The sequence below is a fragment of the Pseudomonas sp. MDV22-iso1 genome (genome assembly GCF_058145095.1).
The window spans coordinates 1-11,523 of record NZ_JBYVMF010000044.1 but is presented as its reverse complement, the minus strand read 5'-3'; the positions used below and the strand labels follow the sequence as shown (position 1 = coordinate 11,523).

The following is an 11,523-nucleotide window of genomic DNA, read 5'->3' as shown; positions in this document are numbered from 1 at the left end:
CTTCAGCGACGCGGCGTTCGATCAGACGATCGGCACCACCTTCAGCGACGCGGCGATCGATCAGACGATCGGCACCACCTTCAGCGACGCGGCGTTCGATCAGACGATCGGCACCACCTTCAGCGACGCGGCGTTCGATCAGACGGTCGGAACCACCTTCAGCCACACGACTTTCAATCAGGCGATCCGAGCCGCCTTCAGCGACAGTCTGGTGAGCAGAAGTAGCGGCGAAAGCGTTAACTGCGAAAACCGAGAAAGCGATGCTGAGGAAGAGTTGGCGTTTCATGAGAGTGTGCTCCGGGGTGTTATTGGTTGGTATGGAGCTGATGTTACGCCGTGGATTTTTTATGAGAACTTCATTGCCATGATGGTGGATATCAATGGCAATGATAGGTCGCGCGCCGTACCTCATTCGGTCGTGATGATTCGATCGCGGTCAGATCACCTTCACTGCTCGCCCGATGAATTGGATCGGTCCGGTGGGTTTGCCGATCGGTGAGCCAGTGGGGTTTTCCAGTGTCAGTTCGAACAGCTGGTCGGGAACCAGCGGCGGCAGTTTGTCCAGCGGCACCGACAACGTCTGCCCCGGCTTGACCAGCCCCAGCGACACCGGCCCTTGCCAGCCCTCGGCCTTGGTCCAGAACTCCAGCGCCTTGTCGGCCGGAACTTCCACTACGCCCAGTGGGATCAGCTGGATTTCCCTCGGGTTGCTGGCCTGGATCACCCAGCCAGGTGCCTTGTCCTGAGGGCCCACCAGCACCACCAGATACGTCGGTTTGACGGTGGTCTGCGTCAGCAGCAACGCTCCGAGCAGTAACGTGGCCGTCAGCCCGGCGCCGGCCAGTGCGCGCCACAAGGGCAACAGGTTCCACCAGGAGGGGGATTGCGCCGCTGGCTGCGGAGGGCGCGGCTCCAGGGCTGCCACGCTGCGCTCGATACGCGGCCACAGGTGAGCCGTCGGTGTCGTGGGTTCGACAAGATCGGTCAACCCCAGCAAGCGGCGCTCCCAAGTGTCGACCGCCGTGCGCAGCTCGGCATCGTCGCGCAGGCGTTGTTGAACCTCGCTTCGCCGCTCGGCCGACAACGTGCCCAGCACATACTCGCTGGCCAGCTCGTCGCGTTCTTCCGGGGTTTCGTCAGCAGGTCCGGTGATCATCCCATGCACTCGCGCAATGCCGTCAGGCTCCGCCTGATCCAGGCTTTGACGGTACCCAGTGGGGTGCCGAGTTTGTGTGATATCTGTGCGTGGGAGTACCCGTCAACGTAGGCATGCACGATGCAACTGCGCCGGTCCGGGTCCAGTTGCTCCAGGCAATGATGAATGCGCCCCGAGTGCAGATGCGCATCAAAGGCTTCGGTAATGATCGGCACGTCCGGTTCACCTTGGGTTTCGCGGCTGTGATCACGAATGAAATTGAGCGCCAGGTGCCGGGTCACGCTGTACATCCAGCCCCTCGCCGACCCTCGTGCCGGATCGAAGCGGGCGGCGCCGGTCCATATCTTGAGGAACGCATCGTGAACGATGTCCTCCGCCAGTGCCGTGTCGCGCACCAGACGCTTGGCAACGCCGAGCAGGCGCGGACTCTCCTGCACGTACAAATCCAGCAAGGCCTGACGCTCACCGCGACCGCAGGCAGCCAGGTGGGCTTCGTAATCAAAAAGAGGTTCGGGCAAGGACACTGTGCTCAGCCGTTAGCGGGTCGTGAATGCAATCTAGCAAACAAAACGGATACCTGTGTGCGAGCCTGCTCGCGATAGCGGATCAAGATCCGACAGTGGACGACTGACGGTCCGTTATCGCGAGCAGATGCATTGCCTGACTGCCTACAGGGCGGCCCAGAAAATATAGTCCGCCTGGTACTTCACCACTTCCTGCTTGCCCTTGTTGGCGGTGGTGCATTCGGTGCCGGGTGCCACGCCGCCCTTGAGGGCCACGCGCTGGATGTAACTGACACCGCTCATCGCGCCTTTACCCTCGGCAGGATTGGCCTTGACCAGTTGATAGGGCAGGTTACCCGGGCTCGACGGAGCAACGGCGAGCTGGGTGCCGGTGACTTTTGAGCCATCTTTGGCCTGCCAGGTCGCCGGCGGCCCGAAGTAGGTGCCGACCTGTTTGCCGCTGCGGTCATTGAGCACGGCCTTGGGCCCGACAAACACCCATTCCGTCATCCCGGCCGCACCCGCCTTGTCGCGGCATTCGTAAGTGATCTCGCCGACCCCGGTGGTTTCCATGGCGACCTTGTGGCCGTCAGGAACCTTGATGCTGTCGGGCAGGGCCGTCTGGGCGAAGGCTGCAGGAACGGCGGCGAACAAACCGGCAAGGCAAATCAGCTGTTTGGCGTTCATCAGTATCTCTCCGAAAATGAGTAATCCGCTGGGCAGCATCTACGGCTGCTACAGGTACTACCCGCCACGCAGCGATTTGGATGCAGCGCTGAAAAAAGAAATTTTCCCGCGCCACCAGAGTCAGCTGCTACAAAGAGATAACCGCAAAGGAGGTGTGTATGTATCAGCTCTACGGACACAAGAACTCCGGCGCTGCGGCGATAGAAGCGGCGCTGGAATTGTGTGAGATTCCTTATCGCTTCATCGACGTCGAAGCCACTCCGGAGGCGGCCAAGGCCCTGGAGAAACTCAACCCGCTCAAGCAGATCCCCACGCTGCAACTGCCCGACGGCAGCATTCTCACCGAGAGTGCGGCGATCCTCATTCATCTGGGGCTGACGTTCCCTTCCTCGGATTTGCTGCCCGGCAATGTCGCCGAGCGGGATCAGGTCATTCGCGGATTGGCCTACATCGTCAGCAATTGCTACGCGGCTATTGGCATCATCGATTACCCCGAGCGCTGGCTGGTTGAGGCGGATGAGACGTCCCGGCAGAACCTGATGGCCGGTGCGCGGCGGCGATTGCACTGGAGTTGGGAGGTGTTCGCGGACCAGTTCTCCGGCGAGCTGTACCTGGGTGATGAAACACCGGGGGCGCTGGATGTGCTGGCAGCGGTAGTGACGCGTTGGGCCGGCAGTCGCGAGCATCTGCGCAGTGCCCGACCCGGGTTCTATGCGTGGCTTGAACGCATCGACCGGCACCCGACACTGGCGCCGGTGTTTGCCCGGCATTGGCCGAACTGAAGATCAAAAGATCGCAGCCTGCCGCAGCTCCTACGGGGAAATGGGTACACCCTGTAGGAGCTGCCGCAGGCTGCGATCTTTTGATCTGGCTTGTTTGATTACTCGCCGCGAATGTATTGCTCCAGCTGCCGAATCAACTCAGCCTGTTCGGCAATGGCTTCCTTGACCAGGTCGCCGATCGACAGCAAACCGATCAATTTGCCGTTCTCGACCACCGGCAAGTGCCGCAGACGCTTGTCCGACATGATGCCCAGGCAGGTGTCGACGGTTTGATGGGTGTCCACCGTAATGACCGGCGACACCATGATGTCGCGAACCGGTGTGCCGACCGAAGAACGACCATGCAGCACCAGTTTGCGCGCGTAGTCCCGTTCACTGATGATGCCCAGCACCTCGTCATTCTCCACCACCAGCAAAGCGCCGACGTTCTTCTCGGCCATCTTCATCAGCGCTTCGAGCACCATATGGTCGGGTTTGATCTGGTGCACTTCCTGATTCTTCTGATCTTTCAACTTGAGCAGTTGGGCGACGGTTTTCATGGTGGTTACTCTGGTGTTGTCGTTGTTCTAGAAGAATCATAGACCCGGACGTCGAGGGCAAGACCGAAAGCGGCAGATAACGTGCAAAAAACGTCATTGGGCCGGTTTTTTACGGAAATTCTCCCTATACAACTCTCGGACACGCAACGCGTTTTCACACCTCACCCCCGATCCCTGTAGCAGCTGCCGAGCCTGCGAGGCTGCGTCCGGCTGCGCAGCAGTCGTAAAACCAGATACTTCGGTGGGTCAGATGACACTCGTGCATCGATTTTGCGACTGCTGCGCAGCCGGACGCAGCCTCGCAGGCTCGGCAGCTGCTACAAAGGACGGCGCAGCTCTATCGATTTGTGGTGCGTAACCTGATTTCCCAATGCTCTCTTCATGCGCGATGCACAAGCTCTACCCCGTCGATGACGCGTAGAATCACCGCCCTGAATCAATATTGAGGTTGCACAGGTGGATTTACAGCAGGGCTTCGTCCTGACCCGGCATTGGCGCGATACCCCGGCCGGCACGGAAGTCGAGTTCTGGCTGGCGACCGACAACGGTCCCCGGCGCATTCGCCTGCCTTATCAACCGTCGGTGGCGTTCATTCCAGAGCAGCAGCGCGAGCAGGCTGAACGGGTGCTTTTGGACGAGAAAAACGTCGAACTGCGGCTATTGGCATTGCTGGACTTCGAACATCGGCCGGTGCTTGGTGTGTATTGCCAGCAGCACGGGCAGTTGATGCGCCTGGAAACCGCGCTGCGCAAGGCCGGTGTCGAGATGTTCGAAGCCGATGTCCGCCCGCCGGAACGCTACATGATGGAGCGCTTCATCACTGCCCCGGTCATCTTCGGCGGTAACCCCACTGCCGACGGCCTGTTGCTTGATGCGCAGATGAAACCCCATTCCGACTACCGGCCCGCACTCAGGCTGGTGTCCCTGGACATCGAAACCACCGCGCAAGGCGAGTTGTATTCCATTGCCCTGGAGGGCTGCGGCGAGCGTCAGGTGTACATGCTCGGTCCTCCCAACGGGGACGACAGCGAGGTGGATTTCCGGCTCGAATACTGTGACAGCCGAACCCTGCTGTTGAAGAAGCTCAACGAATGGTTCGAGCGCTTTGACCCGGACGCCATCATCGGCTGGAACGTCGTGCAGTTTGATTTACGCGTACTCCACGAGCATGCCCGGCGCCTGGGGGTGCCGTTGAAACTGGGGCGTGGCGGTGAAGAAATGCAGTGGCGCGAGCATGGCAGCCGCAACCACTATTTCGCCGCAGCGGCCGGACGGCTGATCATCGATGGCATCGAATCCCTGCGTTCGGCGACCTGGAGTTTTCCGTCGTTCAGCCTGGAAAACGTCGCGCAAACCCTGCTCGGTGAAGGCAAGGCGATCAGCACGACGTACCAGCGCATGGACGAAATCAACCGCATGTTCGCCGAGGACAAGCCAGCCCTGGCCAAGTACAACCTCAAGGACTGCGAACTGGTCACGAGGATTTTCGCCAAGACCCAGCTGCTGACCTTCCTGCTGGAGCGCGCCAGCGTCACTGGGTTGCCGGCGGACCGCAGCGGTGGCTCGGTGGCGGCGTTCACCCATCTCTACATGCCGTTGATGCACCGTCAGGGCTTCGTCGCGCCGAACCTCGGAGGCCGGCCGCCAGAGGCCAGCCCTGGTGGTTTCGTGATGGACTCGCAACCGGGGCTTTACGAGTCGGTGCTGGTATTGGATTACAAAAGCCTTTACCCCTCGATCATCCGCACCTTCCTGATCGACCCCGTGGGGCTGATCGAAGGCCTCAAGCATCCGGACGACCAAGACTCGGTGCCGGGATTCCGTGGAGCGCGGTTTTCCAGAACCCGGCATTGCCTGCCCGCCATCGTGTCTCGGGTTGCCGAAGGTCGCGAGACCGCCAAGCGTGAACACAACGCGCCGCTGTCCCAGGCACTGAAGATCATCATGAACGCGTTCTACGGGGTGCTCGGGTCCAGTGGCTGCCGTTTTTTCGACACGCGGCTGGCGTCGTCCATCACCTTGCGCGGCCACGAGATCATGCTGCGCACCCGCCAGTTGATCGAAGCGCAGGGGCACACGGTGATTTACGGTGACACCGATTCGACGTTTGTCTGGTTACGCCGAGCCCACGGCCAGGAAGAAGCCGCGCAGATCGGCAGCGCCCTCGTGGACCACGTCAATCAATGGTGGCGTGAACATGTCCAGCAGGAATATGGCTTGCACAGCGTGCTGGAGCTGCAATACGAAACCCACTACAGGCGCTTCCTGATGCCCACCATTCGGGGGGCCGAGGAGGGCAGCAAAAAGCGTTATGCCGGGTTGGTGGCGCGGGCTGATGGCACCGACGAAATGGTCTACAAGGGGTTGGAAGCGGTACGCACCGACTGGTCGTTGCTGGCGCGACAGTTCCAGCAGGAGCTGTATTCGCTGATTTTCCACCGCAAGCCTTATCAGGATTATGTGCGCGATTACGTCAGCAAGACCCTGGCCGGTGAGTTCGACGATCGCCTGGTCTACCGCAAACGCCTGCGCCGCACCCTCGACGACTATCAACGCAACGTGCCGCCCCACGTGCGGGCAGCGCGCACTGCCGATGACTACAACGACCAGCAAGGCCGACCGCGGCAGTATCAGAATGGCGGCTGGATCAGTTATGTGATCACTGTTGCCGGCCCCGAACCGCTGGAAATCCGCAGCGCGCCCATCGACTACGACCATTACGTCACGCGCCAACTGCAACCGATCGCGGACGCGATCCTGCCGTTCGTTGACGATGACTTTTCAACCCTGATTGGTGGGCAATTGGGCTTGTTTTGAGTCCAGCAGCGACAGCGTCCAGTCATCGGGAATGCCATGGAAATACTGATCCAGCGCCTGATTGAACAGATTGTCAGGGGGGCCGATCTGCGCAAACAGGGTCATGGATGAGTGAAACTTCAGGTCGTCAGGGTGTCCGAAAATCTCGGCAATCGAGCGTTGTCTGATGTTCAGAACCAATTGGGTACAGGTGCGCAGGCGTGAGCCCAGCAGAGGATCATTCAGGTAGGCCGCTGACTCGGCGGCGGACTGAATGGCGAAATACCGGGACATCTCACTGCCGCCAAGCCCGGCGATCTGCGGAAAGATGAACCACATCCAGTGCCGGCGTTTGCGCCCGGCGATGAGTTCCTCCTGGACGTGGTCGAACACCGGCGCTTGCGCCTGGATGAAACGTTGCAGGTTGAAAGAATCCAGCGGATCAGTGCTTCTCATATAGAAGCCCTCTGATGAAACAGCGAAGGCCTAGACCATGGCCAATCGCTGTTTACGGTGTGGCACGAGAAACGCTTGGTCCAGCGCTTCCAGATCCCCGGTTTCAAGCTGCAGATCGGCGGCTTGAGCATTGAGTTTCACGTGTTCGGGCCGGACCGCTTTGGGGATGGCGATCACGGTTTTCTGACGCAGAATCCATGCTAACGCAACCTGTGCTGGTGTAACGCCGTGATGGGCAGCCACCTGCTTTAACGTCGTATGGGTCAGCATTTGCCCACCCTGACCAATGGGACAGTACGCCATTATTGGCAGCTGGTGTGCCTGGCACCACGGCAACAGGTCAAATTCGATGCCCCGTTCTTCCAGGTTGTAAAGCACCTGATTGGTGGCGCAGGCAGGTGAATTCAGCTCCTGCAGGTCGTCCACATCGAAGTTGGACACACCCCAACGACCGATCTTGCCCGCTTCGCGCAGGCGTTCGAACGCTTCTATCGTTTCTTCAAGGGGGTATTGACCGCGCCAGTGCAGCAAATACAGATCAATGTAATCAGTGCCCAGCCGCTTCAGACTGCGCTCGCACGCCTGGGGAATGCCTTTGCGGCCAGCGTTGTGCGGATACACTTTGCTGACCAGAAACACCTTGTCGCGCAGCCCGGCGATGGCCTCGCCTACGACTTCTTCGGCGCCCCCTTCGGCATACATTTCTGCGGTATCGATCAGGGTCATGCCCAGCTCAATGCCCAGGCGCAGGGCCGCGACTTCCTGGGCGTGCTGCGATCGGTCCTCGCCCATGCGCCAGGTACCCTGGCCGATGACCGGTACATCCACGCCGGCCAATTGCAAAGTGCGCATTCAAACCTCCTGACACTGTTGGGGGTCTACATTCGGCAGCATTAACGTCGTGAGGTTCAGTGAGCGAAGGCGCTGGGGTACCGGACCCTATACGCATCAGTGAGTTGCGTGTCGCGTGTGCGCATGAGCGTCTTGAAATCAGGCACCAGAAAGACCAGCAATGACAACAGCAGCACCATGGCACCCAGCAACGTGATCGTCAGCGCGACGCCCATTGTGGTGATCATGCCGTTCATCGCGAAACTGCCCAAAGGGCTGGCCGCCGCAGATAGAAACGACACGGTGGCGAAAATCCGGTTGCGGTGATCCTTGGGCGTCGCCAGCAACCTCACCGCCGAGGTCGGAATGTTGATCAGCATCAGGCCGATGCCGCCGCAGAAAAATGCGAGGGGAACGATGACCGACGAGGACACGGTGCCAACGACCAACAAATTACCCCCCAATAATGCAAAGCCCGCCGACACACACAGGTCACGCGGTAGGCGCTCGCCGAGCCAGCCGATGACCTTGTAGCTGCCGGCCAGAATACCCAGCCCGAAACACGAGTCCAGCAGGCCGATGTAAGTAACGGGGTACTGGATGACGTCTTTGACGTACAGGGGAAGCAGAATAGTAAAAAAGGGGAAAAGGGCAAAGTTGACCAGCATGGCAATCATCGCCAGGAAAAACTCGACCTTCACGCCGTAAACGACTTTGAAGCCTGAACAGATCATCCTGAAACCGCTGGTTACCCGCGTTTTTGCGTCCGTATCCGTGGCACCTGTGTGCGTCGGCACCGTGGCGATCAAGGCCCCGGCAACAAGGATCGCGAAGAAATCGGCGGCCAACGCGAACGCAATGCCGAACCCATAAATCAGCCCGCTGGCCAGCACGGGCCCCAGCAGGGTCGAAAACGAGTACATGACGCTTTTACTGCGGAACGCCAGGGAGACTTTATCGTCGTCTGCGAACAGCGGAATGATCGACGCCTGGAGCGGATCGCGCACGCCGACCACCGCGCTGCCAATCATCATCAGCGCGCCCAGTGTCCAGGGATTGAAGGCGCCTGTGACGGACAGCAGCACCATCACCAGCGCGGTCAGGGCGCTCAGCATCGATACGATTTTGAGGATGAGGATCTTGTTGTACCGGTCGCCGAGCCATCCAAACAAAGGCCTGGCGAGCACTTCTGCCGCAATCGAACAGGCGATCATGTTGGCGAAATACACGGCCGAACCGGTTTCCTGCAACGTCCACCAGGCCACGGCCAACTGGTTGCACCGACCTCCCAGCACCATGAGGAAAAAACTGAACTGCACCTTCAGCAGTTGCCGGTTGATGCCGGGGATCAGCCTGAAACCTGAATGATCGCTACCCATGAATTCCCTTCTTTTCAAACAGCTCGCCGGATGACGTTCCTTGTCGGCGGCTAGGGTACACAGAACCGGGAGTCGATGTACCGACGGACGTTTACAGACCGTCGGCACTGCACTTTTTCAGTATTCGCGGCTCTATCCTTGGCCAGCCCGCGGCGATCCCCACCGCCGGCCAATGCCCAAGTCCCAGAATCCATGGCTCGAGTGTTACCCCTCATTACTGTGCAAATCCGATGTTGTTGCCTGCTGTTCAGCGCGCTGGCGATGCTCTTCGTCAGTGGTTGCAGCCGGCAGCAGGGGCAGGACATCGTCGACCAGTTCCGCGAAGGCAAACCCCAGGAATTCCTCCAGACCAGCGTCGACCGCATGGCCACCCTGGCCATGCGTGACAACCTCGACAGCCTTTACTTGCTGATGACCAAGCTCTACCTGCGCAACCCGGACGAGTTGAAAAAGTCCGGCTTCCTTGACGCGCGCACCGCGGAAAAGCAGGTGCGCATGGCCATCGAACAGCAGCAGCCGCTGCCGACCCTGGGCGGTAAAAAAGACCTGGCCGCGTTGAGCTACGCCATGAGCCCGGAGTTTCTGGGTGACCGGGTCGGCGCGTTCATTTACGCCATCGGCAGCATGCTGGTGACCGCGCACGGCAATCGCATGGAGTTCTACATGACGGACGCGATCAACCCGACGTTCGTCAGCAACGCCGCGCGCAACATCGAGAAAGCCACCTGGATCCTCAGTCAGCGGCAGAACCCCCAGGGCGGGCCGTTGCTGTTTTCCAACGAAATCTCGGAGGAGGGCAGCAACCTGAGTTTCGCCGTGGAATTCGGCAAGATCGTCGCGCGGCTGGACTTGCTCACTCAAATGCTCGACGAGCGGTATCGCCGAATCGGCCTGAATTACGCGCAAAGTCTGCTGTTTTTGAATTTTTTGCCAGTGCAGTGAATTGAGTCAGGTAGAGTGCAAAGTTGTATACAATCTGCGCCTGCATTGATTGAAAGGGAGCTGCACACGTCATGACTGACCATGCCACTGTCGAACGCGGGCTGATCGATCACTCGACCCGAACCGAGAAACTGCCTTACGCCGCTTTACTGGCATTCGCCATGACAGGTTTCATCGCCATCCTCACCGAAACCCTGCCCGCCGGGTTGCTGACACAAATCGGTGCGGGGCTGAACGTGAGCGAGGTATGGGCCGGGCAACTGGTGACACTCTATGCACTGGGGTCAATCGTGGCGGCCATCCCCCTGACCGTCGCCACTCGCGGCTGGCGCAGGCGTCGGGTGTTGATGATGACGGTCTGCGGATTTCTGCTGTTCAACACCGTCACCACGTTTTCCACTCATTACGGCCTGACCCTGGTCTCGCGGTTTCTGGCGGGCATGGCGGCGGGTTTGTCCTGGGGCATCATGGCCGGTTACGCGCGGGGCCTTGTGCCGGTGCACCTGCAGGGTCGGGCATTGGCGATCGCCATGCTCGGCACACCGGTTGCGCTGTCGTTGGGTACGCCAGCGGGTACGTGGCTGGGAAACATGATCGGTTGGCGCGCCTCGTTCGGCATCATGTCGGCACTGGCGCTGGTGTTGGCGGCATGGATCATGATTTCGGTACCGGACCGGCCGGGACAGGCCGACACCCAACGCCTGCCGCTGGCAAAGGTATTTCGCACCCCTGGCGTAAGACCGGTGCTGTTTGTGGTCCTGACGTGGATGCTTGGGCACAACATCCTTTACACCTATATCGCGCCTTTTCTGAAGCAAGCCGGGTTGGGTGAGCGGGTGGACCTGGTGCTCCTAGTCTTCGGCATCAGCTCCTTGGTGGGGATCTGGATTATCGGCCTGCTGGTCGACCGCTGGCTGCGCCGTTTGACGTTGATCAGCCTGGCCGTGTTTGCGTTGACGGCACTGGTGCTGGCGATGGCAAATTCGTCGCCTTGGGTGATTTATGGCTGCATGGCGGTGTGGGGGCTTTCATTCGGGGGCTCGGCCACATTGGTGCTGACGGCAGCGGCTGATTCGGCGGGTGACAATGTGGATGTTGTGCAAGCGATGCTCACCACGTCCTGGAATGTGGCGATTGCGGGCGGTGGGTTGTTGGGTGGTTTGCTGCTGGACCGGGCAGGGGCGATGTCGTTTCCGTGGGCGTTGTTGATTTTGTCGCTGATTGCGTTTGCTACGGTGTGGATCAATCGGCATTACAGCTTCAAGCCGGGGCGGCGGGTTCATGTGTAGACGCACAGTTTGCTCGCGATAGGGTTACCTGTCAGCCAACCTCGTTTCTCCCGGATGTACCCGGATCAAATGTGGGAGCTGGCTTGCCGGCGATGGCGGCCTGCCAGCCGACAACTTTCTCTCGGATGCCCCCAGATCAAACTGTAGGAGTGAGCCTGCTCGC

12 protein-coding genes are annotated in these 11,523 nt (G+C 59.9%); 4 read left to right on the top strand and 8 right to left on the bottom strand.

What is annotated here, in order from left to right:
* From AC3ZVB_RS28350 to AC3ZVB_RS28335, 4 genes are all read right to left on the bottom strand, one after another.
* The coding region (locus AC3ZVB_RS28350; RefSeq protein ID WP_490148407.1) for a hypothetical protein at window positions 1-286 on the bottom strand (286 nt) is incomplete at its 3' end.
* Between the two features lie 150 nt (window positions 287-436).
* Window positions 437-1,156 (bottom strand): anti-sigma factor, encoded by a 720-nt coding sequence (locus AC3ZVB_RS28345; protein ID WP_490148406.1) that lies wholly within the window; start codon window positions 1,154-1,156, stop codon window positions 437-439.
* On the bottom strand, window positions 1,153-1,680 hold the full coding sequence (locus AC3ZVB_RS28340) for a sigma-70 family RNA polymerase sigma factor (RefSeq protein WP_490148405.1): 528 nt from the start codon (window positions 1,678-1,680) through the stop codon (window positions 1,153-1,155). The genes AC3ZVB_RS28345 and AC3ZVB_RS28340 overlap by 4 nt, the downstream gene beginning before the upstream one ends.
* Before the next feature lie 144 nt (window positions 1,681-1,824).
* Window positions 1,825-2,346, bottom strand: a complete 522-nt coding sequence (locus AC3ZVB_RS28335) for a DUF3455 domain-containing protein (protein ID WP_162441011.1) — start codon at window positions 2,344-2,346, stop codon at window positions 1,825-1,827.
* Between the two features lie 158 nt (window positions 2,347-2,504).
* Between AC3ZVB_RS28335 and AC3ZVB_RS28330 the strand changes: the two genes are divergently transcribed.
* Window positions 2,505-3,128: a glutathione S-transferase gene (locus AC3ZVB_RS28330; RefSeq protein ID WP_162441010.1), complete on the top strand. Its 624-nt coding sequence runs from the start codon at window positions 2,505-2,507 to the stop codon at window positions 3,126-3,128.
* 98 nt (window positions 3,129-3,226) lie between these two features.
* Here AC3ZVB_RS28330 and AC3ZVB_RS28325 read toward each other — a convergent pair whose 3' ends face one another.
* On the bottom strand, window positions 3,227-3,667 hold the full coding sequence (locus tag AC3ZVB_RS28325) for a CBS domain-containing protein (RefSeq protein ID WP_162441009.1): 441 nt from the start codon (window positions 3,665-3,667) through the stop codon (window positions 3,227-3,229).
* 456 nt (window positions 3,668-4,123) lie between these two features.
* Here AC3ZVB_RS28325 and AC3ZVB_RS28320 point away from each other — a divergent pair, with 456 nt between their 5' ends.
* Complete coding sequence (locus AC3ZVB_RS28320) at window positions 4,124-6,484, top strand: DNA polymerase II (RefSeq protein WP_490148404.1); 2,361 nt, start codon at window positions 4,124-4,126, stop codon at window positions 6,482-6,484.
* Here the strand turns inward: AC3ZVB_RS28320 and AC3ZVB_RS28315 are convergent.
* From AC3ZVB_RS28315 to AC3ZVB_RS28305, 3 genes are read right to left on the bottom strand one after another with little or no spacing between them, the layout of a single operon-like run.
* Window positions 6,449-6,919, bottom strand: coding sequence for a DUF1810 domain-containing protein (locus tag AC3ZVB_RS28315; RefSeq protein WP_194692450.1), 471 nt, complete (start codon window positions 6,917-6,919; stop codon window positions 6,449-6,451). The genes AC3ZVB_RS28320 and AC3ZVB_RS28315 overlap by 36 nt on opposite strands.
* Window positions 6,920-6,949: 30 nt before the next feature.
* Entirely contained in the window at window positions 6,950-7,771 is an 822-nt protein-coding gene (locus AC3ZVB_RS28310; protein WP_162441006.1) for an aldo/keto reductase, read from the bottom strand.
* 56 nt (window positions 7,772-7,827) lie between these two features.
* On the bottom strand, window positions 7,828-9,129 hold the full coding sequence (locus AC3ZVB_RS28305; protein ID WP_490148403.1) for an MFS transporter: 1,302 nt from the start codon (window positions 9,127-9,129) through the stop codon (window positions 7,828-7,830).
* A 192-nt stretch (window positions 9,130-9,321) separates the two neighbouring features.
* Between AC3ZVB_RS28305 and AC3ZVB_RS28300 the strand changes: the two genes are divergently transcribed.
* Together AC3ZVB_RS28300 and AC3ZVB_RS28295 are read left to right on the top strand one after the other, a co-directional pair.
* Complete coding sequence (locus AC3ZVB_RS28300; protein WP_490148402.1) at window positions 9,322-10,071, top strand: hypothetical protein; 750 nt, start codon at window positions 9,322-9,324, stop codon at window positions 10,069-10,071.
* Between the two features lie 71 nt (window positions 10,072-10,142).
* The gene (locus tag AC3ZVB_RS28295; protein WP_490148401.1) at window positions 10,143-11,360 is read left to right on the top strand and encodes an MFS transporter; all 1,218 of its coding nucleotides are present in this window, start codon (window positions 10,143-10,145) and stop codon (window positions 11,358-11,360) included.
* Window positions 11,361-11,523 lie beyond the last annotated feature (163 nt).